The 26909-nt window shown below is 44.4% G+C and carries 23 protein-coding genes and 1 tRNA gene; 10 read left to right on the top strand and 14 right to left on the bottom strand.

The window, feature by feature from the left end; translation table 11 throughout:
• Nucleotides 1–28 precede the first annotated feature (28 nt).
• Complete coding sequence (locus tag MLE17_RS16355) at nt 29–841, bottom strand: peptidylprolyl isomerase (protein ID WP_243349798.1); 813 nt, start codon at nt 839–841, stop codon at nt 29–31.
• A 126-nt stretch (nt 842–967) separates the two neighbouring features.
• The gene (locus MLE17_RS16350; protein ID WP_243349797.1) at nt 968–1348 is read right to left on the bottom strand and encodes a rhodanese-like domain-containing protein; all 381 of its coding nucleotides are present in this window, start codon (nt 1346–1348) and stop codon (nt 968–970) included.
• Nucleotides 1349–1494: 146 nt separating this feature from the next.
• On the opposite strand from MLE17_RS16350, the gene MLE17_RS16345 reads away from it, so the two are divergent.
• The gene (locus tag MLE17_RS16345) at nt 1495–2070 is read left to right on the top strand and encodes a hypothetical protein (protein WP_243349796.1); all 576 of its coding nucleotides are present in this window, start codon (nt 1495–1497) and stop codon (nt 2068–2070) included.
• A gap of 157 nt (nt 2071–2227) precedes the next feature.
• On the top strand, nt 2228–4813 hold the full coding sequence (gene clpB, locus MLE17_RS16340) for an ATP-dependent chaperone ClpB (RefSeq protein WP_243349795.1): 2586 nt from the start codon (nt 2228–2230) through the stop codon (nt 4811–4813).
• 197 nt (nt 4814–5010) lie between these two features.
• On the opposite strand, the gene MLE17_RS16335 is transcribed toward clpB, so the two are convergent.
• The 10 genes from MLE17_RS16335 to MLE17_RS16290 all read right to left on the bottom strand — a co-directional run bounded on the left by MLE17_RS16335 (nt 5011) and on the right by MLE17_RS16290 (nt 14186).
• A complete protein-coding gene (locus MLE17_RS16335) occupies nt 5011–5691 on the bottom strand; it encodes a hypothetical protein (RefSeq protein WP_243349794.1) in 681 nt (226 codons plus the stop codon).
• A 23-nt stretch (nt 5692–5714) separates the two neighbouring features.
• Nucleotides 5715–6980 (bottom strand): PorT family protein, encoded by a 1266-nt coding sequence (locus tag MLE17_RS16330; RefSeq protein WP_243349793.1) that lies wholly within the window; start codon nt 6978–6980, stop codon nt 5715–5717.
• A 2-nt stretch (nt 6981–6982) separates the two neighbouring features.
• Nucleotides 6983–7411: a hypothetical protein gene (locus MLE17_RS16325; RefSeq protein ID WP_243349792.1), complete on the bottom strand. Its 429-nt coding sequence runs from the start codon at nt 7409–7411 to the stop codon at nt 6983–6985.
• 11 nt (nt 7412–7422) lie between these two features.
• Nucleotides 7423–7953 (bottom strand): RNA polymerase sigma factor, encoded by a 531-nt coding sequence (locus MLE17_RS16320; RefSeq protein ID WP_243349827.1) that lies wholly within the window; start codon nt 7951–7953, stop codon nt 7423–7425.
• Between the two features lie 211 nt (nt 7954–8164).
• On the bottom strand, nt 8165–9409 hold the full coding sequence (locus tag MLE17_RS16315; RefSeq protein WP_243349791.1) for a DUF1015 domain-containing protein: 1245 nt from the start codon (nt 9407–9409) through the stop codon (nt 8165–8167).
• Between the two features lie 203 nt (nt 9410–9612).
• Complete coding sequence (locus MLE17_RS16310) at nt 9613–12096, bottom strand: endonuclease MutS2 (protein ID WP_243349790.1); 2484 nt, start codon at nt 12094–12096, stop codon at nt 9613–9615.
• A 91-nt stretch (nt 12097–12187) separates the two neighbouring features.
• Nucleotides 12188–12520: a DUF86 domain-containing protein gene (locus MLE17_RS16305; protein WP_243349789.1), complete on the bottom strand. Its 333-nt coding sequence runs from the start codon at nt 12518–12520 to the stop codon at nt 12188–12190.
• The gene (locus MLE17_RS16300) at nt 12513–12818 is read right to left on the bottom strand and encodes a nucleotidyltransferase family protein (RefSeq protein WP_243349788.1); all 306 of its coding nucleotides are present in this window, start codon (nt 12816–12818) and stop codon (nt 12513–12515) included. The genes MLE17_RS16305 and MLE17_RS16300 overlap by 8 nt, the downstream gene beginning before the upstream one ends.
• A gap of 45 nt (nt 12819–12863) precedes the next feature.
• The gene (locus MLE17_RS16295; RefSeq protein WP_243349787.1) at nt 12864–13643 is read right to left on the bottom strand and encodes an inositol monophosphatase family protein; all 780 of its coding nucleotides are present in this window, start codon (nt 13641–13643) and stop codon (nt 12864–12866) included.
• Nucleotides 13644–13709: 66 nt separating this feature from the next.
• Nucleotides 13710–14186: an Lrp/AsnC family transcriptional regulator gene (locus MLE17_RS16290; protein WP_243349786.1), complete on the bottom strand. Its 477-nt coding sequence runs from the start codon at nt 14184–14186 to the stop codon at nt 13710–13712.
• A gap of 145 nt (nt 14187–14331) precedes the next feature.
• Here MLE17_RS16290 and MLE17_RS16285 point away from each other — a divergent pair, with 145 nt between their 5' ends.
• The 3 genes from MLE17_RS16285 (at nt 14332) to MLE17_RS16275 (ending at nt 16511) form a co-directional block, all read left to right on the top strand.
• Nucleotides 14332–14859, top strand: a complete 528-nt coding sequence (locus tag MLE17_RS16285; RefSeq protein WP_243349785.1) for a GNAT family N-acetyltransferase — start codon at nt 14332–14334, stop codon at nt 14857–14859.
• Nucleotides 14860–15385: 526 nt separating this feature from the next.
• On the top strand, nt 15386–15829 hold the full coding sequence (locus tag MLE17_RS16280; protein WP_243349784.1) for a 6-pyruvoyl trahydropterin synthase family protein: 444 nt from the start codon (nt 15386–15388) through the stop codon (nt 15827–15829).
• On the top strand, nt 15810–16511 hold the full coding sequence (locus MLE17_RS16275) for a 7-carboxy-7-deazaguanine synthase QueE (protein WP_243349783.1): 702 nt from the start codon (nt 15810–15812) through the stop codon (nt 16509–16511). Before MLE17_RS16280 ends, MLE17_RS16275 begins: the two co-directional genes overlap by 20 nt.
• 212 nt (nt 16512–16723) lie before the next feature.
• Here the strand turns inward: MLE17_RS16275 and MLE17_RS16270 are convergent.
• Together MLE17_RS16270 and mfd are read right to left on the bottom strand one after the other, a co-directional pair.
• Nucleotides 16724–16794, bottom strand: a tRNA-Cys gene (locus tag MLE17_RS16270).
• A gap of 177 nt (nt 16795–16971) precedes the next feature.
• Nucleotides 16972–20319: a transcription-repair coupling factor gene (mfd, locus tag MLE17_RS16265; RefSeq protein ID WP_243349826.1), complete on the bottom strand. Its 3348-nt coding sequence runs from the start codon at nt 20317–20319 to the stop codon at nt 16972–16974.
• Nucleotides 20320–20437: 118 nt separating this feature from the next.
• Here mfd and MLE17_RS16260 point away from each other — a divergent pair, with 118 nt between their 5' ends.
• The 5 genes from MLE17_RS16260 (at nt 20438) to yihA (ending at nt 26885) form a co-directional block, all read left to right on the top strand.
• Nucleotides 20438–21169, top strand: a complete 732-nt coding sequence (locus MLE17_RS16260) for a polyprenol monophosphomannose synthase (protein WP_243349782.1) — start codon at nt 20438–20440, stop codon at nt 21167–21169.
• Nucleotides 21170–21509: 340 nt separating this feature from the next.
• Nucleotides 21510–23942, top strand: coding sequence for an FAD-dependent oxidoreductase (locus tag MLE17_RS16255; RefSeq protein WP_243349781.1), 2433 nt, complete (start codon nt 21510–21512; stop codon nt 23940–23942).
• A gap of 144 nt (nt 23943–24086) precedes the next feature.
• Complete coding sequence (locus MLE17_RS16250) at nt 24087–24461, top strand: VOC family protein (protein WP_243349780.1); 375 nt, start codon at nt 24087–24089, stop codon at nt 24459–24461.
• A gap of 389 nt (nt 24462–24850) precedes the next feature.
• Nucleotides 24851–26314 carry a sodium:solute symporter gene (locus MLE17_RS16245; protein ID WP_243349779.1) on the top strand — a complete coding sequence of 488 codons (1464 nt, stop codon included), beginning with the start codon at nt 24851–24853 and terminating at the stop codon, nt 26312–26314.
• Complete coding sequence (gene yihA, locus MLE17_RS16240; protein ID WP_243349778.1) at nt 26283–26885, top strand: ribosome biogenesis GTP-binding protein YihA/YsxC; 603 nt, start codon at nt 26283–26285, stop codon at nt 26883–26885. The genes MLE17_RS16245 and yihA overlap by 32 nt, the downstream gene beginning before the upstream one ends.
• The last annotated feature ends 24 nt before the right edge of the window (nt 26886–26909 follow it).

Below are 26909 nucleotides of genomic sequence, written 5' to 3'. Positions count from 1 at the left end.
CCCTTTCGGGGAGGGTAGGGGGGGCTTTTTACTGGATCACCGTAATCTTCATCTTCACGTCTTCCTCCGGACGGTCACCTGAACCGGTTTTCACGTTTTGGATTTTCTCCACGATGTCGAGTCCTTCGACCACTTCACCGAAAACAGTATAGTCGTTATCCAGAAAAGGAGTACCACCGACGGTAGTGTAAGCCGTACGTTGCTCTTCGGTGAATTTGAACGGATAGGCTTTGGCCTCAGCGCCTGACTTGGCGATCAGTTCGTCCTGAAGTTTCATCAATCCTTCCTGGTCGCGGTTTTTGCGGAAAGACATAATTTTATTTTTATGTTCAGCAGCCATACGATCGAAGATTTTCTTTTGCAAACCCTGGTTCAGCTGAGTTTCGAGGCCGTTAAGTTGTCCGTCGCTCATCACATTTCCCCAAACGATATAGAATTGCGAACCGCTCGAACGTTTCTCCGGATTCACGGAGTCAGCCTGACGGGCAGCAGATAAAGCGCCGCGTTTGTGGAAATATTTCGGGTAAACAAATTCAGCCGGAATAGTATAGCTTGGTCCACCGGTTCCCAATGATTTGCCGGCAGGTGCATTTTTAGAATTCGGGTCACCGCCCTGGATCATAAAATCTTTGATGACGCGGTGGAAAAGAGTTTCGTTGAAATAACCCTCTTTGGCCAGCTTGATAAAGTTGTTGCGGTGTTGGGGAGTTTCGTTGTAAAGGTGTACTTTGATATTTCCCAAAGTGGTTTCGATAAGCACTAAAGTGCTGTCTTTCTGAGCATCCATGTTTTGAATCGTTGTTGTGAAAAGGATAAGTATTAAATAGAATATTTTCTTCATAAATCTCTCGGAATTGGTAGTGCAAACTTACTACTTTTTAAGGAGTAAGGCAAATGGCGATTAGCATTGGTCCAACTTAATAAAGGCGTTTAAACGGTGATTAATCATCATTTAAACGCCCTCTGATTACTTTTCAACCGGCTTACCCTGACCGGTCCAGTCATTAAATCCGCGGTCCAGCTCAATAACTGCAAAGCCCTTTTCGGAAAGCTTTTGAGCTGCAATTTTGCTCCGGTGTCCGCTGCGGCAATAGACTGCTACCGGACTCTTCTTCTTCAATTTAAGAATCTGATTGTCAAAATCCGGATTCTTGACATCAATGTTTAACGCGCCTTTGATATGTCCGCTTTTGAATTCTTCAGGCGTACGGACATCGACCAGCTGTACCTTCTTTTGCTTGATAGCCTTTTCAAAGTCATTTACCGAAAGCGATTGAATTTTTCCATTCTGAGCCATTGCTGTTCCTAATCCGATAAACAGCATGAGCATACTAATCCATTTCTTCATTGCATTCTGATTTTAGTTGAATAATTGATATTCTATTAAAATAAATTGTATGCTATAACAAAGCAAGTTAGCGGATTGTTTTTAATGTGTCATGGGATAAATTCTTTTTCAGAAAACCTTTGTGCTAAACCAAACTGAAGTTGTATATGAAAGCAAAAGTAATACTGTTCTGCATTCTGGGTATAATTTCGTTTCTGACTGTAAATGCCCAAGGCCCCTCTGTAGATGCTTTACCTCCCTCACGTAAAGCGGATACCCTGACTATCGACTCACTTTTTACCGCCATTTTCCCGATAAACCTGTATGATGCGAGAAAAAGTCATATTTTGAGTCTTTTTAAAACCCCGTTTCATGAGAATATCACTGAACTCACAGATATACGGGTGCATACTTTTACACAAGGAAATAATGTTCTGAGGCTAAATTACATGCTGAATGACCAGGGATATGTACTTGATTCCTTAAGCCTTCATGATGATGTGGTGCGACTGGGGATGGGTTTCCGGATTGGTATGACCAGAGATATCTTTAATAAAATAGTTAGGGTAAATACGACTCAGGATGTTGTGGTTGTATTCAATGATTATCAAACCATGCGCTGTCTGTTTTTCTTCAAGGAGAATAAGTTGATACATATAATAATCTCTCCTGAACAATATGGTCGTTCAGTTTGGTGGTCGGAAATTTTGACAGATATTCATGGGGTGAATCAGGGTTTGTAGATATATTTATGTCAAAATGGCTGAAATGTATCCTTTTTTTGCCTTGGTATCTTATTTGTGGCTAGATAAGTGAAGGTGTGGTAATCAGGCGGTAGGCAGGATTGGAAAGGCCGCCATTCAAACCTCTTAAAGCAAGATAAAGAAAGGAGAACAAGATATGAATCTGAACAATTTCACGATTAAATCGCAGGATGCGATACAAAAAGCGGTTCAACTGGCTGCTGGTAAAAATCAGCAGGCGATTGAACCTGCTCACATTTTGAAAGGAATCATGACCGAAGGCGAAAGTGTGGTCAACTTCCTCTTCCAAAAGCTGGGCGTGAATATTGCCAATATACAGACAATTATTGACCGCCAGCTGGATTCTTATCCTAAAGTCTCGGGCGGAGAGCCCTATCTCAGCCGCGAGTCGAACGCCGTTTTGCAAAAAGCGATTGACCTATCCGGCCAAATGGGTGACCAATTCGTGTCGCTCGAGCATATCATTTTGGCGCTACTGATCGAGAAGAGTACTGTTGCCTCCATCCTGAAAGATGCCGGGGTAACGGAGAAAGAGCTTCGTGCCGCCATTGCTGACCTGCGTAAGGGAGAGAAAGTCAACTCTCAATCGGCTGAAGATACTTATAATTCCCTGAGCAAATATGCTATTAATCTGAATGAACGGGCACGTAGCGGTAAGCTCGATCCCGTGATTGGTCGCGATGAAGAGATTCGTCGTGTGCTGCAAATCCTGTCGCGCCGTACCAAAAACAATCCGATCTTAATCGGTGAGCCGGGTACAGGTAAGACAGCTATTGCCGAAGGGCTGGCACACCGTATTGTGCGGGGTGATGTCCCTGAAAACCTGAAGTCGAAGCAGATTTTCTCCCTAGATATGGGAGCGTTGATTGCCGGCGCTAAATACAAAGGTGAATTTGAAGAGCGCTTGAAATCGGTGGTTAACGAGGTGGTCAAAGCCGAAGGTGAGATTATTCTCTTTATTGATGAGATTCATACGTTGGTAGGTGCCGGAAAAAGCGAAGGAGCGATGGATGCCGCCAACATCCTGAAACCGGCACTGGCCCGTGGCGAACTGCGTGCCATTGGTGCAACTACACTGGATGAATACCAGAAATATTTTGAAAAAGATAAGGCGCTCGAGCGTCGTTTCCAGACCGTGATGGTGGAAGAGCCGGACGAACTGAGTTCCATCTCCATTCTGCGCGGACTGAAGGAGCGTTACGAGAATCACCATAAGGTGCGGATCAAAGACGAGGCGATTATCGCTGCCGTACAGCTTTCGCACCGCTATATTACTGACCGTTTCCTGCCGGATAAGGCGATCGACCTGATGGATGAAGCTGCAGCCAAGCTGCGTCTGGAGGTGGATTCCGTGCCGGAAGATCTGGACGAAATCACCCGCCGTATCAAGCAGCTGGAAATCGAACGGGAAGCGATCAAGCGAGAGAATGATCGGGAAAAACTGGACATTCTCAATAAAGAGATTGCCAACCTAAAAGAGGAAGAGAAGACTCTTAAGGCAAAATGGGAATCAGAACGTTCGCTAATCAACAGCATTCAGCAATCGAAAATCGAGATCGAAGATCTGAAGTTCCAGGCTGATCAGGCAGAACGCAACGGTGATTACGGTAAAGTTGCCGAAATCCGTTACGGTCGCCTCAAAGAGAAAGAGTCGGAGATTGTCAGAGCGCAGGACGAACTGCATCAGATGCAGGGCGCTGCTGCGATGGTGAAGGAAGAGGTGAGTGCCGATGATATTGCAGATATTGTTTCCCGCTGGACCGGAATTCCTGTGCATAAAATGCTGCAAAGCGAGCGCGAAAAACTGCTTCACCTCGAGGAGGAGCTGCACAAACGTGTAGTAGGGCAGGAGGAAGCCATCACCGCGGTGGCCGATGCTGTTCGACGCAGCCGTGCCGGGCTGCAGGATCCGCGCAGGCCTATCGGTTCGTTTATTTTCATGGGAACTACAGGGGTTGGTAAGACCGAACTGGCGAAGGCGCTGGCGGAATACCTTTTTGATGATGAGAATATGATGACCCGCATTGACATGAGCGAGTATCAGGAGAAATTCAGCGTGACGCGTCTGATCGGTTCACCTCCGGGATATGTAGGATATGATGAAGGCGGCCAGCTGACCGAAGCGATTCGTCGCAAACCTTATTCTGTCGTCTTGTTTGATGAGATCGAAAAGGCACATCCGGATGTCTTCAATACTTTGCTTCAGGTGCTGGATGATGGCCGCCTGACCGACAATAAAGGCCGGGTGGTGAACTTTAAAAATACGATCATCATCATGACTTCGAATATGGGTTCACCGATCATCCGCGAGAACTTTGAGAAGATCACCCACGACAACCGTGAGCAGATCATCGAACAAACGAAGTTGCAGGTGCTTGACTTGCTGAAACAAACGATTCGCCCCGAGTTTCTAAACCGCATCGACGAGGTGATTATGTTTACCCCGCTGGACGAATCGGAAATCGCCCACATCGTGGAGCTGCAACTGAAATCAGTAATAGACCTGCTCGCCGGCAACGGACTGACGCTGACCTACACTCCGGCTGCTTTGCAGTTTATCGCCACCGAGGGCTTCGATCCGCAGTTTGGGGCCCGTCCGGTGAAGCGGGTAATCCAGCGCTACGTGCTTAATGAGCTCTCGAAAGCTATCCTCTCCGGTTTGGTGGATAAAGCCAAACCGATCGAGATTGATGTTGAGGGTGGAGAGTTGATTTTTAGGTAAGATGAATTGATGCTACAGTAAACTTTTCCAAAGTTCTGAAACTTTGGAAAAGTTGATAACTTTAGAGAGGAATAAGAATATTTCCAATAGTAATTTTGGACAGTATAGAATTGTCCATAAGGAGGAATTTTGTGCATCAAGGAAAAGAAATGGCAGCAATTCATAATTGAATTGCAGCCATTTCTTTTTTTTACATATCAGTTTGAATATAAAGGATTCGTATATGAGTAATAGTAATAGTTTGACAGAAAATTATATTTTACCTGAATAGTCTTTGACGGTTTCTGATTCAAAATATTTGTCAGATCAAAAGATGTGAGATTGTAATATGTTGTTGTCCCCGTCTCCCCATTTTTATCAATCCTGTATTCCAGCTTTAAAGTATCGCTATTGGTTTGCTGTGCGTCATTATATATCAGTACAGGTGTATGATCTTTACTTGAACCCACATAATAAGAGTAAAGTGTCAGATAGATATTACTTCCCTGGGTAGAAATATAATGAGCTTCCATTCCAGCTAAAGGGTCTTTAGAGAAAACAGTGTCAGCAGCATCATTTTCAATTTCTGTAATATTCAAAAGGGGAAACTTGCTTGCATTTACCTCTGTTACTGTGTAATACGAACTGCTTACCTGATTGTCATAATTAACCGTAAAGGAGGCCATTAATCTGTCATTGACCTGATAGCTATTGAACTCGGTCGATTTAAACAGATATCCGTTATCTGACCTGAAATACTTAATGCCGTCAATTGCAATAACGCTACCGGTTAATCCCTGCATCGTCTGATAATTTCCTTTTCCTTCGAGACAGGAAGTCGCAATAAACAGTAATGATGAAAATAGTAATAGATTAATGGCTGAACGCAATACTTTCATAGTGGTTATATGTGTTTAAGAGATTAATGGCTATCGAAAACGGCTCTTAGTCCGGCCTGCAATGTTATATCTAAACGTTGCTGTTTGTGAATATTGTCGATGTTGCTGTTATTGTCAAAATAATAGGATAATGCCGGTTCAAGGTATAACCTCATTCGTTGGGATAGTTTGTAATTTGCACCGCCACCAATATAGGTTGACCATTGAAGCTTATTCTCGAGGTCGTGTTGCACTTTAGTGTAAACAACATTACCATCCTTCTGAACTCGGTCTCTCCATCGCCCACCAATATTCTTTTCGACCATTCCGCCTGTTTTAATATAGAATGAGAAACGTTCGTTTTCTGCAAATTTATAAGCGATACTCAACGGGAGACCCAGATAGTAAAGCTCCTGGATTTCATCTGTAAAGTAGAGAGAGGTGTTTGATGTCTGCGTACTTCTCAAATAGGTTCCGGTGATTCCGGTTTGTAGTGCAAACTTATTGCTGATCTCATTTTCCAACGAGATACCCAGGGAAATGGGCAAATCATGCACAACAGTCGTGTTAGATGTCTCTGTTGATGTTTGATTGTCAGAGATAATCGACATCAGTTGATCCATTTTTGCAGTAGTTCGAAGTGAAGAGAATTCACTTTTGCTCTGACTGCCTTCGGGACCGGTTAATGCTAGCTGTAATCCCAGACTGCTATGCAGGTCAGACGTGTTTTGATCTGTATTGGATGCCATTTCATTTCCGGCTTTGGCGAAATCGTCGATTTCACTTTGGGTTGCGACTTTGGTTGCAACAGCTTCTGGATTACCATTTTCAGCAACATTCGAATTATCCCGGACAGTTGGAGTGTTTGTCGCATTGTTATCGGTAAATTCTTCTTTAGCTATATTGAATTGAGTGTTAGCGCGATGTTTTTTTGTTACTGCAACTGCTTGATGGTTTGTTGTGAAATCTTGTTTCCCGGCTTTTTTGTCCTGTTTTTGAACGGCATTATTCGCCGCAAATATTATGTTTTCAGCCGCATTATGAAATATTGCTGTCTTAGATTTATCTGAAATAACCGATGCTGTTTGGTTCGGAGTTTTACCAATAAAAGTCAGATAGCCAATGGTTCCGACCAGAAATAGCCCCACAGCCGCCACAGCCACTCTTCCCCAAAGTGGAATTATGGGGCGCGACTTTCTCTTTGGCAATGCCTGTTCTATGGCATTCCAGCAGGAATCCGGAAGATCAGTCTCCAGATTAGCCAGCTTTTGGCTAAAGAGTTTGTCAATATGGTTGTCGTTTATCTTCATATTTATTTGCTAATCAAAACTGTTGCGATATAGGTATATCTTTTATCTGAATAAATATCCGGTTGGCTAAGCTTTACCAGTTTTATATAGTAATTTTCCAAAATAGTATCTGTCCTGAAAGCAGTTATCGTATTTAAAGTGAATGAGTGCTTAACATTTCCCTTTGTAAATGTAAAAGCAGCAACAGCATTTCCCTGCCAGATGCACATTGCCCCTACAGGACATCTTGAATCGTTGGGTACGGAGTCAAGTTTTAGTGAAATATTCTCACTCAGGTTTTTATAAGAAACTCCCTGCCAGATACATGTAGTGTCATTTACTCTCAGGTAGTTGGAGTTGATAACCTGCTCATTGTTCCGGCAACTATTCACAGATAGTATTAAGATTATCCATAATGCAATCAGCCCCTTTGATTTGAGTTTTGATTTCATAACCTGATTTCTTATAAAAGCTCGTTAATCCTTTTCTGTAAAAGCATTCGCGCCCGGGTTAACTGTGAGCGAGAGGTACTTTCCGTAATTCCGAGTATATCAGCGATTTCTTTGTGAGAATACCCCTCGATTGCGTACATGTTGAATACGGTTCTAAAACCGGGGGGGAGTTCACTGATTATTTTCATCAGATCTTCTGCTGAAAGCTCTTCAATGACTGTATTTTCTGTTTTTACATTTACCGAGATATTTGTGTCTATATCAAGAGCTTCACGGAGCAAATCATTACGTCTAAGGTATTCGAGAGAGGTATTCACGAAAATCTTTCTGACCCATCCCTCAAATGAACCGATAAACTGATAGGCATTCAGATTTGAAAACACCCGGATAAATCCCTCCTGAAGGAGATCTTTTGCCAATTCATATTCACCGGCATAACGAAAACAGACTGACATCATTTTTCGCGCATAGGTATCATATAGCTCTTTCTGAGCTTTACGATCTCCCTTAATGCACGATTCAATCAGTTGCTTTTCGTTTATCATCTTGTGATACAAAATTATAGATGCAGGGTTTTTCCTATTTGCTGCAAGTATCGGCAAAATAAATAAAAAATCGCGGTTTGGGCAATCATTTGATTATAATTGTTAAATACTTTCGTATAACCGAATGAGTAAGGATTTACCCTTCCTGTAAATAAAAAACTCCCGCAATCAAAGAAAGCAGGAGTCTGTATAAACGAAAATAATTTTCTTAGTTCAATTTGTGGATTACCAATCCTGAGCGAAGTTTAGGTTCAAACCAGGTAGTTTTAGGAGGCATGATGTTATCTGTATCGGCAATATCCATCAATTGTTTCATAGAAACCGGATAAAGAGCCAATGCTGCTTTCATCTCACCGCTGTCTACACGTTGTTGTAGCTCTCCTAATCCACGGATACCGCCTACGAAGTCCACACGTTTAGACGAGCGAAGATCTTTGATGTCGAGAACCTGATCCAGGATCAGGTTTGAAGATATAGTTACGTCCAGAACGCTGATAGGATCGTTATCGTTGTAAGTACCCTCTTTGGCAGTCAGTGAATACCATTTACCACCTACATACAGTGCAAAGTTGTGCAATGCATTAGGTTTATAGATTTCAGCACCTTTCTCTTCTACGATGAAGTTTTCAGAGATTTTAGCGATGAATTCTTCTTCGCTCAAACCGTTGAGGTCAGTAACCACGCGGTTGTAGTCGATGATATTCAACTGGTTGTCAGGGAAACAGACAGCAAGGAAGAAGTTGTATTCTTCGTCACCGGTATGGTTTGGGTTTTGTTTTGCTTTTTCAGCACCCACCAATGCAGCGGCCGCAGTACGGTGGTGGCCATCAGCGATATACAGGTAAGGGATACCGGCAAACAGTTCGGTGATGCGGGCAATCGTTGCATCGTCTTCGATTTTCCAGAAGTGGTGACCGAAACCATCAGGTGCAACGAAATCGTATTCAGCAGGACCCGCTACGGTAGCTTTTACGATTGCGTCTAATTCTTCCTGATATGGAAATGCGAAGAATACCGGCTCGATGTTTGCATTGTTGATGCGAACGTGGATCATACGGTCTTCTTCTTTATCACGACGGGTCAACTCGTGTTTTTTGATTTTGCCGCTCAGGTAGTCTTCTACGTTAGCGCAAACTACCAGTCCGTATTGAGTGCGGCCGTTCATGGTTTGAGCGTACACATAGTACATCTCTTTTTCGTCTTGTACCAACCAGCCTTCTTTCTGGAATTTAGCGAAGTTTTCTACCGCTTTATCGTAAACAGGCTGAGTGTGTTCGTCAGTTCCCGCCGGGAAGTCGATTTCAGGTTTGATGATGTGGTACAGCGATTTGTCGTTACCGGCAGCTTCTGCACGGGCTTCTTCTGAGTTTAACACATCATAAGGGCGTGAAGCCACTTCTTCTACCAATGCCTGAGGAGGACGTACTCCTTTAAATGGTTTGATTTTTGCCATTGTAGTTATATAGGTTTAATTAAACGCAAAGAGACGAAGACGCAACGGTCTTTCGTTTGTATTGTAAATTTATTTGCCGTGATTTATAAGCAAAACTGCTCTTTTTAAAAGCGGTGCAAAACTACAAAATATCTGAGAGATACCCAATTGCTGATGTAAATTTGCAGTAACTATCTCCCCTCCCTCCGTAGGGGCGGAGGAGGTTACTCCAATTCCACCACCGTAATGCCCGCTCCACCGAATTGCACATGTTCATCCCGGAATTTCTTCACACCATGTACTGTTTTCAGGTAATCGCGGATGATTTGACGCAAGGCACCTGTCCCCGTTCCATGCAGGATGCGGACTTGTGCCACACCTACCAATATTGCATCATCAATGAAATAGACCACGGCCTGCAACGCTTCATCGCCGCGCATCCCACGTACATCAATCTCCTGTTTGAAATTCATCTTTCGCTCATAGATGTCATCGGCAGTCTGTTGGCTGACGAAAGTCGATTTGGGAGTCTCTTTCTTAATCTGATTTTTGCTCATTTTTTCGAGTCGTTCAAGCTGAACGGTTGATTTGAGCATTCCAAATGCAACCAGCGCATTTTTACCACTGACTTCAAGTACTTCTCCAATGGTTGTTTGCCCTTTCAGACGGACAGCATCACCTGTCTCAATTATTTCCGGACGGAAGACTTTCTTCTGACCTTCAACCGGCTTCTGTGGTTTGCCCTGCTTCTTACGCTCTTCCCGCTCCTGAATCTTTTTGATTTTGCGGGCAATCATATCATCGTTGGCCGCCTCTTGTTCAGCCAGCTTCGCTTTGAATTCCTCCATCTCTTTGCGGGCGAGACGGGTAGATTCTTTTTCGGCCTGAGCCTCCTTGATTTTCCGAATGGTATTTTCTACCATGGCATTGGCTTCCGCCAAAATGCGTTCAGCATCGGCTTTAGCTTTTGCCATCAGCTCTTTGCGCTGGGCAGCTATTTTATTGAGGTCTTCCTCGTATCGTTCCGACAATTCTTCCAGTTTTTTCTCTTTCTGGCGAATGGTCTGGCGTTTGCTTTCCCAATAACGTTTGTCACGCACAATATCCTGGAGGTATTTGTCCATATCGATGTAGTCTGAACCCACTTTTTCCGAAGCATCGGCAATCACATCCTCCGGCAATCCGATTTTGCGTGCAATCTCCACGGCAAATGAGCTTCCCGGATTTCCAATGGAAAGCTTAAACAGTGGTTGCATCAGGTGGCGGTCATAGAGCATGGCGCCGTTGATGATTCCTTCGTGGTCTTCGGCAAAATGCTTCAGATTCTGATAATGGGTGGTGATGACGCCGTATGACATATTGCGGTTGAAGCGGTCCAGCAGGGCTTCGGCAATTGCACCACCAATCTGAGGTTCGGTACCGCCCCCGAATTCGTCAATCAACAGGATTGAGTTTTCGTTGCAACGGCGCACGAAGTGCTTCATGTTGGTGAGGTGCGAGCTGTAGGTACTCAGGTCGTTTTCAATGGACTGTTCGTCACCGATATCGATAAAGATATCGTGGAAAATACCGGTTCGTGAACTCTCATAAACCGGAATAAGCAATCCGCTCTGCAACATGTATTGCAGTAATCCCACTGTTTTGAGACACACCGACTTGCCACCTGCATTCGGCCCGGAAATCAGTAGAATACGATTCTTTTCATCCAGTTCAATATCGAGCGGAACGACCGATTTATTCTGTTTCTTATGAGATAAGTAGAGTAGGGGGTGAATGGCCCGTTGCCAGTCAATCTGGCGTTTGTTCTCGAAGGTTGGCAGGATACCGTTAATTTCAATGGAGAATGAAGCCTTCGCCCGGGTAAAGTCTATTTCACCTAAATAATCGTATGAGCCGAGGATGTCTTCGGCAAAGGGGCGTATTTCGTCTGCCATTCTCACCAGAATGCGGATGACCTCCCGACGCTCTTCGCCTTCGAGTTCGCGGATTCGGTTGTTGGCTTCCACCACTTCTGCAGGTTCGATGAAAACCGTTTTACCGCTGGCAGACTCATCGTGAACGATTCCTTTGATTTTCCGCTTGTAAGCGGGTGCTACCGGAATCATCAGTCGGCCATCGCGCATGGTTGGGGCCTGGTCTTTTTCCACAATACCTTCAGCCTGAGCCGCACGCATTATGGATTGTAAACTGCGAGAGATAGAGCTCGAAGTATGGATAATTTCCCGGCGGATACGAGCCAGTTCGGGCGAAGCATTGTCTTTTACACGACCGAACTTATCCAGAATTTTATCTATGGAAATAAGAATCTGCGGAAATAGCATGACGTTAGCCGTCATTTCTGTCAGATACGGATATCTGGCTTCTCCTTCCTTCTCGTTTTTGAAAAAGCGGGCAATGTCGCGTATGGTCTCCAGCGAACGACGCAGGTCAAACAGCTCCGGCTCGTCGAGGAAAGTTCCCTCCACACGAATGCGTTTCAGTGGAATGCGGACATCAAAAAAGTAGTTGGCGGGAAATTCGTCCTCCAGTTGCAGGATACGCACCATCTCTTCTGTGCATCCGAGGCGGGTTTTCACCTCTTCGTAGTGGATGGAAAAATCCATCTCATGCACTTTGTCTTTGCCCAGCAGACTGAGGCATTTATCGGATATCAATTGGCGGATTTTGTCAAATCCGATTTTCTCTTCGAAATTATTGGGATAAATCACTTATGATTGGGGATTATTTTCTGAAATGAAAGATTTGGGGTTCCTGGCGGATTCGAACCGGATATTAGTAGTCCAGTTAAATTACTGATATTTATTTCAAGAGTTCTTCTACTTCAGCGTTGAGAATAGGCAAATGGTTTATGATGATAGCCCAAATGTTTACAGGTTCTATACTGTCATAACCATGGATAATTTTATTTCGGGCATCTACAATCCGGCGGGCATTCGTAATTTTGATGTCCGGTTGTATTTTTAATAGTTGATTTATAGCTTCTCCGATAATCTCAAGGTTTCTTTCCACCGCATCCTGCAACATCTCATTTTTCAAATACGCCTGATATATCTTCGGTTCTCCGATGTATTTGTCAATATTGCTGATGCAAGACTGGATGTCGAACAAGTATTTTTTTACGGCATTAACCATAAATCAATTGTTTAGTCTGGTTTACTTCTTCGATAAAGTATGGATTTTTAAGTGAATTCTCAGTAACCAGGTCAATTTCCCGATGAAAAAGTTCTCTCAACGTGTCATAGAGAGACCACCAGAGTTCACCTTTCTCCAGAGGCTCAAGGTCATCCTGAAAAGTGACAAGGAAATCAATATCACTTTCAGGGTTAAATTTATCCGATAGAACGGAGCCGAATATATAAGCCTTAATCACTTTATGAGATTGAAAGACTGGCTTCAGTTTTTTGAGTTGAGTTTTGATTAATTTATCCATACCAGATATATTAAGTCCCTCCTTTGGAGGGATAGGGGAGGTCCCTTATTTTATATACTCCTGCATCTGACCAACAATCAGAGCGTTTGCCGCAATGATGCAATAGTTGGGCTCTTTGCGGAAACGAATCACCTGACCACCGGCCTCTTCAATAATGACCGTGGCAGCAGCTACGTCCCAGTCTTTGAGGTTCATTTCCCAGAATCCGTCAAAATATCCAGCCGCAATGCAGCAAAGGTCATAAGCTGCTGAGCCCAGGCGGCGAATGTCACGGCAATGCGGGAGAATGCGGGCGATGTTATCAGTGTTATTGTCCGGATTGGTTCCGTGGTCGTAAGGGAAACCGGTACAAAGCAGGGATTGGTGCAGTTCGGTTTTGTTGGAGACGTGGATGGGTTTTCCGTTGTGGAATACACCCTGGCCTTTTATTGCGTAGAAGAGTTCATCCATAAACGGTGCATATACAACGCCCATGATGCCTTTACCTCTGTATCTCAGGCCAATGGAGACCGAAAAGATAGGAATGCCCTGTGCAAAGTTGGTGGTGCCATCTACAGGGTCGATTACCCAGCAAAAGTCAGAGACCATTTCGTTCAGTCCGCTCTCTTCGGCCAGGACCTGATGGTCGGGGTAAGCGTGGCGGATTTGCTCGACGATGTACTCTTCGCTCAGTTTGTCGGCGATGGTAAGCAGGTCGTAAGAGCTTGACTTAGTTTCGATGGAAAGCTCTTTTTTGCGGAAATATTCGAGATGTATTTTGCCAACCTCTTTTGCCCAGGTAATAGTCTGAGCGAGGCATTCATTGATGTCAAACTCTTTGTACATATTAAATCAGAATTAATTTGCTGAATGTCGCAAAGGTACGAATTTATTCAGCGTAATCAGGCTGTTTTACTCTTCTCCCTCCAGGTCGCAAATAGGAATCTGGCGGCGAAATGCTTCCTTGAACGAGATCAGGGAAACCGTACGCGAAAGCCCCAGTGGCTGCAGTTTGTCGTGGATGAGATTCAGCAGGTCGTTATTGTTTTTGGCATATATCTTGATGAAGAGGTCGTATTCGCCGGTAGTATAATGGCACTCAACCACTTCCGGTATGGTTTGCAGGGCTTCTACCACGTCATTGAAGTGGACGGGATCTTTGAGAAATAACCCCATATAGGAGCAGGTGTCATACCCGATTTTTGTAGCATCGATGATGTACTCCGACCCTTTGATGATGTTGAGTGAAGTCAGTTTTTGTACACGCTGGTGGATTGCGGCTCCGGATACGTTACATTCACGGGCGACTTCAAGGAAGGGGATACGGGCATTGCCTGCGATCAGCTTTAGGATTTTGATGTCCAGACTGTCTAATTGATGTTGTGCCATTGCGGATAAAGTGTGTGAGTTGAAATTACTGTCTTACAAAATTATCATTTTTCGGGGAGAATTGAGTCGAACTTTCTTCTTTTTGTTGTAATTTGTAGCCAGATTGTATGTCCTGGCTATAAATTGAAATAAAATCGTGCCGAAAATGATTCAGATAGAAACCTTAACGATAATAACAGATTGTTATCAGGAGTTTGTGGAACAGCTCTATATATCATCATTTCCACCGGAGGAGCGGCGGAATTTCAAAGATTTAATGCAATTGTGTCAGTCTGAATCACGGCAAACTTTTAATTTGATAGTGAAGGGTGGAAAGCCTGCCGGTTTCCTGATAAACTGGCATCTGGATGATTTCGTTTTTCTGGAGCATTTTGCTGTTGATCATCATTTGCGCGGACGCGGGATAGGGAAGGAGTCGATACGACTTTGGCTTTCCATGCAACAGCTGCCGGTTGTGTTAGAGGTGGAGCCTCCGGTTCATGCCGATCAGAAAAGACGGATTCAGTTTTATGAGCAATTGGGATTTTGTCTATATGATGTGGATTATTGGCAGCCTCCATATTCTCCGGAGAAAAGCGCTGTCCGCTTACTTTTGATGGGATATGGTGATATTGATGTAGTTGATGTGCTTGATCATATTACAGCGAAATTAAAGCGGTTTGTCTATCGTTGAATTCTGCTAAGATATTTTAATGTGATTTTAAGGTTGGTTTTAAGTTCTGTTTAATGTTGGTGTTGTAATCTTTGTAACCTGAAGATGCAGCAATCTTCATCTCTTCAATGCGAAGAACAACAAACAACAGCAAAATACAAACCAAACTTTTGGAATCTCTGTGAAGAGTCAGATCCTCTGCCTGAACAAGGCAGAGGATTTCAAAGGTTTCTCTCTTCTTCCCTTTTTACATAAACAACAATCTTTTTTATCTGAATTCAAGTTTGGAAACTTCATTAAAGTTCTCTTTACTGTGTTAATGTCGTAGGGTTACGTTGGTGATTGATAAACCAAAATCGGATTTGAATGTTTTAGTACCCGTGAGTTTTTTCTTATCAATGATGGGATCAGCATAATCGGATTCACGAAATATGCGTAAAGATATTTAGCAATCGTTATCAGGCCTGATGAAAAGCCGTTTTTACAATCGGGGTTAAATCGCTATCTTTGCGCACTGATTTTTAAAACAGCACTTTTGCACTAAAATATGTATCATACTATCACTAAATCATACGACAATCTTAAAGCTGCACATCGTCAATGGCGCCATTGCGGGCATTGTGCATTTGCACATGGCGAAAACTGGCGCATCGACATCTCCTTTCGTGCAAAAGAGTTGGACCATCAGCATTTTGTTTATGATTTTGGAGCATTGCGTCCGCTTAAAGCACAACTGGAATACTATTTTGATCACACCCTGTTGATTGATGAGGACGATCCGGAGCGTGCTTTCTTTGAGGATATGCATGCCCGTAAGTTGGCCGATGTGCGCATTGTGCCTTCTTGTGGGGCTGAAGGATTGGCTGAGTTTGTTTTCGGACTTGCCGATAAGTTTATCCGGGAAGAGACCGGTGGACGTGTTTTCTGCTCAAAGGTTGTTGTATATGAAGATTCCAAAAACAGTGCCGCATATGAAGGATTTACAGAGTAACAGCTCTGCTTCATTGCCGGTTTACGAGACCTTTTACGCTTTTCAGGGAGAGGGTACACACATTGGTCGTGCTGCATTTTTTATCCGGACTATCGGTTGCCCGGTGCAATGTAGTTGGTGTGACTCTATCGGAACCTGGCACAAAGATCATCTTCCCTCAAAAATAGAAAAGATTCCTGTAGTCGAACTGGCCCAGATGGCGCGCATGAGTGGTGCTTCGTTTGCCGTAATCACGGGTGGCGAGCCTGCGATTTATGATTTGACAGCGTTGACTACCGCATTACATGATCAGGGATTGCAGACCCATATAGAGACCAGCGGCGCCTATTCTATCCGTGGAGATTTCGACTGGATAACCGTGAGTCCGAAGTGGAATATGCTTCCGTTGGCTGAGAATGTACAGAAAGCCAGCGAGATAAAGATTATCATGGAAAATGCTGATTCGGCGGAAGAGTGGTGGAATGAGATTGGTGAATATTGTCTTCCTAATGAGGTTCGATTATCAGCTCCTGATATTTGGTTGCAGCCTGAGGCAAACAGCCTGAGCGTTGAATTATTGGATGGTATTACCCGTGCTGTAAAGTCGCATCCCCGTCGTTACAGGGCCGGAGTGCAGTTGCACAAGGTGTATAACTGTGATATGCTCGACCCGAATAGTAAAGCGCCGATAAGTTTGAAATGAAAGATATTAAGGGTATTAAGAAATTAAGATAATTAGCTGGTAGTCAGATCGGACTATGTGCTGATATTGCACGCAGTTTCATTGACTGAAGAATATATAGAAGTGTCATTATTTTCGGATAGTGGCGCTTTATTTTTTTTGTATTTAAAAGGAGTAAGGGGCAAGAGGGTGATAAAAACAAAAAAGCGCTGGAAAAATTCCAACGCTTTTTGAGGTTCCTGGCGGATTCGAACCGCCGTAAACGGTTTTGCAGACCGGTGCCTAACCACTCGGCCAAGGAACCATTTCGTGATTGCGAGTGCAAAGATAGAGCTAAATTTGATATTTGCAAAGCCGAAATGCATATTTTTTATATGAAAGCCCGTCTGGTAGGGCTTTTTCTCTTGTTGTCAATGAATTACGCGGGTGAGAAAATTCTGTTTTTTTTCACCGTTTCATATCTCTGATATCGCATTTCCATTTATCCCAACATCTTTTGCAGCAGGTCAACGGCCTTTTCTACCGAATTAATCTGGGATAATACCATTGAGCGCTTTCCGTTTTTATCCCGTAACTGGCAAATTTTGTGGTTTTCGGTCATAAAGGCCAAGACTTTACCAAACGCTTCCGATTGATAGTAGGGGGAATCATTGTCCGAAACGAAATAGGCAAAGGCTCGTTCGTTTTTCAATACCAGCTTTTCGATACCCAGGCGTTTGGCCAGACGACGCAGACGAACGATGCGTATCAGCTCTTTTCCCTGTTGAGGAACGCGACCGAAGCGGTCTTCGAGGCGGGCAATGAATGCCTGGATTTCGCTCTCTTCCTCCATGCTGTCCAGTTCGCGGTAAAGCGAGATGCGTTCTGAGTCATTCGGGATGTACTCATTCGGGAAGAGCAGTTCCATATCCGACTCAATCACCGTGTCGGTGACAAAGAAACGCTCCTTGCCGTGACGCACCTCTTCGGCTTCCACCTCCTCATACAGGTCGCTGAACTCTTCGTTTCGGAGTTCCGTGACGGCTTCCTGAAGAATTTTCTGGTATGTCTCATATCCGAGGTCGGCGATGAATCCGCTTTGCTCGGCACCCAGCATATTCCCAGCCCCGCGGATGTCGAGATCCTGCATGGCGATGTGGATGCCGCTACCCAGCTCGGAGAAGTTTTCGATGGCTTGCAGGCGTCGTCTTGATTCCGCCGAAAGCATGTGTAACGGTGGGGCAAAGAGGTAACAGAAGGCTTTTTTATTGCTTCGACCTACGCGTCCGCGCAACTGGTGCAGGTCGCTCAGTCCGAAGTTTTGCGCATTATTGACAATAATCGTGTTGGCATTCGGAATATCCAGACCCGATTCGATGATGGAGGTCGCAATCAGTACGTCGAATTCATAATTGGCAAAATCAAGAATGATTTGTTCCAATGTATGCGGGTCCATCTGGCCGTGACCCACAACGATGCGCGCATCCGGTACGAGCCGTCTGATGGTATTTTCCAAATCATAAATGCTGCTGATGCGGTTGTTGAGGACAAAGATTTGGCCGTTGCGGCTCATCTCAAACTGGATGGCTTCTTTTAATATCTCCTCATTGAAGGCGTGAACCTCCGTCTGGATTGGGTAACGGTTGGGTGGGGGAGTCTGGATAACCGATAAGTCGCGCGCTCCCATCAGGGAAAACTGCAACGTCCGTGGAATCGGGGTTGCTGTCATGGTTAGCGTGTCTACGTTGATCTTCAGCTGGCGCAGTTTCTCCTTCACTGATACGCCGAATTTCTGCTCTTCGTCCACAATCAGCAGCCCCAGGTCTTTGAACTGGATGTCCTTGCTGATGAGCCGGTGAGTTCCCACTAATATGTCAATTTTACCTTCGTGCAGGTCTTTGATGATTTGCCTGATATCTTTTGCGGTACGGGCACGACTGACGTAATCGACCCGGCAAGGGAATTCCTTCAGGCGTTCGCTGAAGGTTTTATAGTGTTGCAATGCCAAAACGGTAGTCGGTACCAGTATAGCAACTTGTTTACTGTCGGATACCGCCTTGAAAGCCGCACGCACAGCCACTTCCGTTTTTCCAAAACCTACATCGCCGCAAATCAGACGGTCCATCGGACGCATGCTTTCCATATCCCGCTTGACGTCGGCGGTTGATTTCAGCTGGTCAGGGGTGTCTTCGTAGATAAACGATGCCTCCAGCTCCTGCTGCATATAGGTGTCGTGCGAAAAACTGAATCCTTTCTCCTCCCGGCGTTCGGCATAGAGCTTGATGAGGTCACGTGCAATGTCTTTAACTTTGGCCTTGGTACGGTCCTTCATCTTCTCCCAGGCACCCGTACCCAGTTTGTTTACGCGGGGTGGTTCGCCCTCTTTTCCGCGGTATTTGGAGAGTTTGTGCAGTGAATGGATGCTTACGAAGAGGATATCCTCATTCTGAAAAATGAGTTTGATAACCTCCTGCATCCTTCCGTTGATTTCGGTACGGATAAGGCCGCCGAATTTACCCACACCGTGGTCGATGTGCACGATGTAATCTCCGTTTTCAAACTGATTCAGTTCTTTGATGGAGAGGGCAATCTTTCCTGAGCGGGCTTTATCAGACTTCAGGTTGTATTTATGGAAACGGTCAAAAATCTGGTGGTCGGTCAGACAGGCAATTTTCAGGTCATGGTCGATGAATCCTTCGTGGAGTGTCTTCAGTACCGGGATGAATGGGATGTTGTCGCCCCGTTCCTCGAAGATGGATTCCAGACGCTGGGTTTGCTTAATGCTGTCACTGAGGATGTACAGTTTATAGCTGTCGGCCAGTACGCTGTGGCAAAACTCCGCCACGAGGTCGAAATTCTTGTGGAAAGGAGGTTGAATGTTGCTGTCGAATGTCAGTACGGATGGAGCTTGTGCCAGTGTTTTGGCACCGAAATCAATTCGGCGGAAACGAAGCAGGTCCCGGGCGAAGGTTTTCGGGTCGACCAGCTTTTTCGTCAGTTGCTCATCGTAATCTTCCGATTGGATGGCCTGCGGGGAGATGCCTTCCGCTACGATGCCTTCGACACGTCCCTGTATCCAGGCGAGGTCCTGCACGCCCAGGATGCAATTTTCAGGCAGAAATTCCATCAGGGAGACACCTTCCATTTCGTCACTTTCCAGATTCGGAATAATGAAAATCTCCATCAGCTTCTCTTTGGAAAGCTGGCTTTCGACATCAAACGTCCGGATACTTTCCACCTCATCACCGAAGAAGTCGATGCGGTAGGGGAATTCATGTGAAAAGGAAAATACGTCCAGAATACTACCGCGCACAGCATATTGCCCCGGTTCATAGACATATTCTACCCGTTCGAATCCGTATTCGTATAGCACATCTGCCACGAAGACGGAGTCAACCGACTCATTTTGGGCAATCCGCAACGTCTTCGAGCTGAGTGTCGTATCCGAAACTACCTTTTCGGCCAAAGCATCCGGATAGGTCACGATAACAGATGCACCGTTTGCCTGGCGCAAGCGGTTGAGCGCTTCAGTGCGCAGAATGGCGTTGGCGTGGTCGATTTGTCCGTATTTAATTGCTCTTTTATAAGAAGATGGGAAGAAAAAGACATCGCTTTCCCCACAAATCTGGGTCATGTCGTGATAAAGATAACCCGCCTCTTCGGCATCGTTCATCACCACCATGTATAGTTGGTTGGTGGTCTTTGTAAGTGATGAGAAGATAATTCCCACTAATGAGCCCTTTATACCTTCGAGGCGAATCACCTGCGATTTGTCATCATTAACTAATGAGGCTAATGCTTTTAAGTTCCGATGGTTAGGGTATAACTCAAATAACTCGGTAAGTTCCAAAATGAATTGATTTAGTCTGTCGATAGCTGCAAAATTAGCTTTTTTCAGATTATTAATAGCCGCTTCGTCCGCCCAAATCAATTTATATTGTTATTTTTGACCTGATTTTAAAATGAGTATGAGCGATAGCATTGTAATTATTCCTACCTATAACGAGCTCGAGAATATTGAGAATATTATTCGTGCCGTATTCAGTCAAAGCCACCCTTTCGATTTATTGATTATAGATGACGGTTCTCCCGACGGAACGGCCAATGTTGTGAAAAAGCTTCAGGGCGAATTTACTGACCGCCTTTTCATTATTGAGCGTAAAGGAAAACTGGGGCTGGGTACCGCTTACATTTGTGGATTCAAATGGGCGATTGAAAAGAAGTATGAATACATTTTCGAGATGGACGCCGACTTCTCTCACAATCCGAATGATCTGATAAAGCTTCATGACGCATGTAAAGATGGTGCTGATGTCGCTATCGGTTCACGTTACATTACCGGTGTGAATGTGGTCAACTGGCCGATCGGACGAGTGTTGATGTCTTATTTTGCTTCTAAATATGTTCGTTACGTAACCGGTCTTCAAATCGCTGATACCACTGCCGGATTTAAATGCTACCGCCGCAAGGTGTTGGAGACTATCAATCTGGATAAAATCCACTTCAAAGGCTACGCTTTCCAGATTGAAATGAAATTTACCGCTTTCAAATGCGGATTTACCCTGAAAGAGGTGCCTATCATTTTTATCAACCGCGAATTGGGTGTTTCCAAGATGAACGGCGGTATTTTCAGTGAAGCTGTTTTAGGCGTTTTGAAGCTCAAATGGTGGAGCCTGTTTAAGAAATATCCTCAGAAATAATTAGAGCCTGTTTGAATTTTACCGAAACATTTTTCATAAAGGAGAAGAGCCTCCTTTCTTTGCTCCTTTTTTAGTCTCTTTTGGGCATATTTTTCACTTTTCTTTCTTGATTTAGCCCGCTAAATCTGCGAAATAAAAGCCAAAAATCTACCTCAAAATAGTCCTAAAAAAGTATCGCAATAAAATTTAAACAGGCTCTTAGTTACATTATATTGCCACTTTGCAGAATAGCTTAGTGGCATTTTTTTTACTTAGTAATATAAATACATGCTTATATAATGTGTAATTATTATACCTTTGTGGCAAATTTAGAAACATCACTTTTCAAAACCAACTTTAGATGAAAATAGTCATAGTAGGAGGCGTGGCCGGAGGAGCTTCTGCGGCAGCCAGACTTCGGCGTATGAATGAGACCGCCGAGATAATCATGTTTGAAAAAGGGAATTATATTTCGTATGCCAATTGCGGATTGCCTTATTACATTGGTGATACGATTAATGAGCGTGAAAAGCTTTTTCTCCAGACTCCGGAATCGTTTGGTAAGCGCTTCAATATGGAAGTTCGCGTAAATAGCGAAGTGCTCAGCATTGACCGTGAAGCCAAAACCGTATCGGTGGTTAATCATGATAATGAAGAGGTTTACACCGAAACTTATGATAAACTAATTCTTTCACCGGGAGCCGAACCGGTGCGTCCGCCGTTGCGGGGTATTGACCTGAACGGTATTCTGACTCTGCGTAATGTACCTGATACCGACCGCATCAAAAACTACATTCGTGATAATAAGGTGAAAAACGCTGTGGTGGTTGGAGCCGGATTTATCGGACTGGAAATGGCGGAAAATCTGCACCAGTTGGGGATTAAGGTGTCAATCGTGGAGATGGCTCCGCAGGTGATGACACCGATTGATTTCCCGATGGCGGCTATCGTACACCACCACCTGAGTTCGCATGGTGTGGAGCTGTTTCTCAATGAAGCGGTGGAAGCATTCGAGCCTGCCGGAAAAGGGCTGAAAGTAATGCTGAAAAGTAAAAAGGAGCTGACTGCCGACCTGGTGATTCTATCCATCGGTGTCCGTCCCGAAACCAAACTGGCCAGGGAATCCGACCTGAAACTGGGCGAAACACAGGGCATCTGGGTAAATGAATATATGCAGACTTCCGATGCTGACATCTATGCGGTAGGGGATGCTGTGGAAACCATCAACCCGATTACCGGAAAAGCGTCACTGCCTTATCTGGCCGGACCAGCCAATAAGCAGGCCCGTATCTGTGCGGATAACTTGTTGTACGGTAATAAGCACAAATTCAACGGTTCTATTTCGACAGCAATCGCTAAGGTATTTGACCTGACTGTAGCCGCTACCGGTGCATCGGCAAAACTTCTGAAAAAGAACAATATTCCTTATATTGAATCGACTACTCACTCGGCTTCTCATGCCGGTTATTATCCCGGAGCGATTCCAATGAGTGTCAAGATTACCTTCAGTCCGACTGACGGAAAGTTGTTTGGTGCACAGATTGTGGGACACGATGGGGTGGATAAACGCATTGATATGGTGGCTACCCTGTTGGGTAAAAGCGGTACCATCTATGACTTGATGGAGATTGAGCACGCTTATGCTCCTCCTTATTCATCAGCCAAAGACCCGGTGAATATGGCTGGTTTTACCGCTGAAAATATTCTGTCTGGTCGAATGCAGATTTGCCATTGGGATGAAATCGAGAATGAGAAAAAAGCAGGCAGCATCTTGCTTGATGTACGTACAAAAGCCGAAAATGAGTTGGGTAGCATTCCCGGTTCGGTAAATATTCCTCTGGATGAACTTCGTACCCATCTGGATAAACTGTCAAAGACTCAGCGCATCGTGATTTACTGTGCAGTGGGTCTGCGTGGTTATATCGCAACAAGAATCCTTTTGCAAAATGGATTTACAAATGTGGTAAATCTTTCAGGAGGATATAAGACCTACGATGCTGCGGTTACGACACCGGAAACCGCCGAGCATCAGGAACCGGAAGTGGATACCGATACCCAGCAGGAGATAAAGCATGCTAAAACTATCAAGGTGGATGCTTGTGGCCTGCAATGTCCGGGTCCGATTATGAAACTGAAATCTACTTTCGATGAGCTTCATGTCGGGGAAAGAGCGGAAATTCTGGCTACAGACCAGGGCTTCTTGAAGGATTCTCAGTCCTGGGCGAATATTACCGGCAACAAGGTAATTGCATTGGAGCAAAAAAGCGGTATCATCCGTGCTGTGATTGAAAAGGCAATGCCGAAATCGAAAGAGGCGACTAAAGCGGCTAATGATGGTAAGACGATGATTGTATTCAGTAATGACCTGGATAAGGCGCTGGCTACGTTTATTATTGCCAATGGTGCGGCATCGACAGGTAAAAAGGTTTCGCTCTTCTTTACCTTCTGGGGATTGAGCGTAATCCGCAAACAGGCACCGGTGAAGAAAACATTGATAGAGAAGATGTTTGGCATGATGTTGCCGGGAAGCAGCAAAGCGTTAGGGCTTTCCCAAATGCAAATGGCCGGAATAGGTCCGAGAATGATTCGCTGGGTGATGAAAAGCAAACAGGTAGAAAGTCTTGAAACGCTTATGCAGCAGGCGATAGCTAATGGTGTGGAACTGATTGCCTGCCAGATGTCGATGGACGTGATGGGCATCAAGGCTGAGGAACTGATTGACGGGGTTCAGATTGGTGGTGTGGCTACCTATCTGGAACGTGCTGAAGATTCTAATGTCAACCTGTTTATCTAAACAACAGGCTCATTGATAAATATTCAAAAGGAGAATGGCAGTTCGTCATTCTCCTTTTGCTTTTCAAACCATACTCATTCCTTGCCTGAAATTGATTACCTTTGTGTTCGCTTAAACAATTGTCGAACATAAATTCATTTTACGATGGGTGCATTTTCATTTAACCATAATAATATCAATGTTTTTGACCTGGAGAAAAGTCTGAAGTTTTACAATGAAGCTCTGGGTCTGACCGAAGTAAGACGCAAAGAGGCGGCTGATGGCAGTTATATCATCGTATTCCTTTCTGATGGAAATACAGCGCACAAACTTGAATTGACCTGGTTGCGCGACTGGGAGAAACCATACGAGTTGGGAGACAATGAATTTCATTTGGCTCTAACAACCGAAGACTACGAAGCAGCGTTGAAAAAACACAGGGAGATGGATTGTGTATGCTTTATCAATGAAGCGATGGGCATCTATTTTATCGAAGACCCCGATGGATACTGGGTGGAGATTGTTCCGGCAAAGAGATAATTGCATTTATTTGAAATATCGCGGATTGTATATTCACATTTTCCGTGTTAAATCTAAACTTTGTGTAGGGGGGCAAAAATCAAAGGTGTTGATAAAAATAACTTCGTTCTATTTTTTTAAAGTGAGCGAATCTTCGCACTGTCATCCCGTGCTTGACACGGGATCTCAAAACCGCAGAATATTCCATTTTGCTCGTAACAGAGTCATTATCTGACTGAGAGATCCCGCATCAAGTGCGGGATGACAACGCTATCTTTTGTGCAAAACACATCCATTGGAGGTTTTGGGAACGAAAATACATTTACAAACATCAACATTTTTGACACCCCACCTGTCAGGTTTGCGCTCTTTTAGACCATCTTTTTTTCAGTCTGTAAATCCTTTACTTCATGTCAGGAACGCTGATTCTTTCCATTATTGCCATCTATTTTGCCGTTTTGCTCACCACCTCAGTTATAGTAGGGAAAAAGGGGAGCAACCGGACCTTCTTTTCCGGAGATAAAGAGTCGCCGTGGTACATTGTGGCTTTCGGGATGATTGGTACTTCGCTGTCGGGTGTGACGTTTATTTCCGTTCCGGGGATGGTTCGCAACATCGACATGACTTATATGCAGACGGTGTTGGGTTTTTTTGTGGGCTACCTGTTGATTGCCAATGTCTTATTACCACTTTACTACCGGCTGAACCTGACTTCCATATACGGTTATCTGTTCCAGCGAATTGGTTTCAGGGCCTATAAGACGGGAGCTTCTTTTTTTCTGTTGTCACGTACTATCGGGGCGGCGGTAAGGCTCTATCTGGTGGCGTTGATATTGCAGACCTTTGTGTTTGATCCGTGGGGAATCCCGTTTGTGGTCAATGTGGCGATTACATTGTTACTGATTTTCCTTTACACATTTCGTAGCGGAATCAAGACAATTATCTGGACCGATACTTTTCAGGCAATCTGTATGGTGACGATGCTGGTGTTGTTGATTCGCCAGATTTCCACCCATCTCGATTTGGATTTTACCGGGGTAATAAATACCGTTAAAGACCATGCCCATTCGCGAATCTTTGTGTTTGATGACTGGCAATCCAAACAGAATTTCTTCAAACAGTTTTTCAGCGGGATATTTATCACCATCGTTATGACCGGTCTTGACCAGGATATGATGCAGAAGAACCTCACCTGTAAAAGCCTGAAAGAGGCCAAAAAGAACATGTATTGCTACGGATTTGCTTTTATTCCGGTCAATCTCTTATTCCTGACCCTGGGCGTTTTGCTGCTGGTATTGGCTCAACAAACCGGAACTGTTTTGCCCGAATCGGGTGATGGAATCCTGCCGATGTTTGCCACAAACGGCATGTTGGGAACTCCGGTTTTGATTTTCTTTACCATCGGTATAATTGCGGCATCGTTTGCCAGTGCGGATTCCGCGATTACGGCGCTGACCACTTCATTCTGTATTGATATCCTTAATGTAGAGAAGTATCATGCCGAAAAAGCAAAGAAAATCCGTATCCGTTCGCACCTATTCATTACAGCGCTGGTAGTTGTTATTATTTTGATTTTTAAAGAACTGAATAGCAAAAGTGTGATTGATGCCATTTACACGATTGCTTCTTACACCTACGGGCCATTGCTGGGCTTGTATGTGTTCGGATTATTTACCCGGAGGGATACGCGCGACCGCTTTACGCCGTACATTTGCGTGATTTCTCCATTTATTACCTATCTGATTGATACATTGGTGACGGCATATACCGGATACAAATTCGGTTACGAGTTGCTGATGATTAACGGATTAATTACATTCACTGGACTAATGTTATTTTCTTATGATTATCAAAGACGCACAATTCTTAGTTAGTAATACCGATGTGAGAAAATGCCCCGAAGGCACAATGCCGGAATTTGCCTTTATCGGGCGTTCCAACGTGGGAAAATCATCGCTTATTAATATGCTGACCAACCGAAAAGGTTTGGCCATGACATCATCCACACCGGGTAAAACCATGCTGGTTAACCACTTCATTATCAATAATGACTGGTATCTGGTGGACCTTCCGGGATATGGTTATGCCCGCCGCGGGAAAGAGGGGCGCGAGCAGATTCGGACCGTTATCGAGAATTACATTCAGGAACGTATGCAACTGACCTGCTTATTCGTGCTGATTGATTCCCGTCTCGAACCGCAACAGATTGACCTCGAATTCATTGAGTGGCTGGGAGAGAACGGTGTTCCATTCTGCATTATATTTACCAAAATCGATAAAATCGGTAAGGGTAAACTGACCTCAAACCGCCATCTGTTTGAGCAAAAATTGCTCGAAAACTGGGAAGAGCTTCCTCTGATGTTCGAAACATCTTCAGAGCATCGTTTGGGCAAAGAAGAGGTGTTGGGATACATCGAATCGGTTATCCGGGAGGTAAGGAAATAGGACTCCTAGCGCTAAATATTTTAA

The organism is Parabacteroides sp. FAFU027 (assembly GCF_022808675.1).
In the GTDB taxonomy this organism is placed as follows: Bacteria; Bacteroidota; Bacteroidia; order Bacteroidales; family UBA7332; genus CAXXIC01.
The sequence above is the reverse complement of the archived record's forward strand: the minus strand, read 5'-3'. Positions and strand labels throughout refer to the sequence as shown.